The following is a 285-nucleotide window of genomic DNA, read 5'->3' as shown; positions in this document are numbered from 1 at the left end:
TAACCGAGCCCGTTACCCCTTTTTTACGTTGTATGGCCGGTACCAACCAAAAACAGCCGCACTGTAAAGCGCTAATTGGCACGCCGGGTGAAAACGTCAGTTGCGCTATTTATGAAAACCGCCCTTCAACCTGTCGCGAATTTTCGATATCGGGCGAAGGAGGCGAAGTGAATGAGGCGTGCAATCGCGCCCGCGCGCGATACGGATTACCGCCGCTTTACAAAGATATGCTTTTCCATACAACTGCTGATGCTGCCACTGTAGAGTTATCCAGGGTACAATTGC

General features: G+C 51.2%; 1 protein-coding gene. It reads left to right on the top strand.

The window, feature by feature from the left end; all coding sequences use genetic code 11:
• On the top strand, positions 1-285 hold a 285-nt coding region (locus tag J4G32_RS21245), incomplete at both ends, for a YkgJ family cysteine cluster protein (protein WP_210497704.1).

It is taken from the genome of Microvirga antarctica (assembly GCF_017921815.1).
Lineage (GTDB): Bacteria > Pseudomonadota > Alphaproteobacteria > Rhizobiales > Beijerinckiaceae > Microvirga > Microvirga antarctica.
The sequence above is the reverse complement of the archived record's forward strand: the minus strand, read 5'-3'. Positions and strand labels throughout refer to the sequence as shown.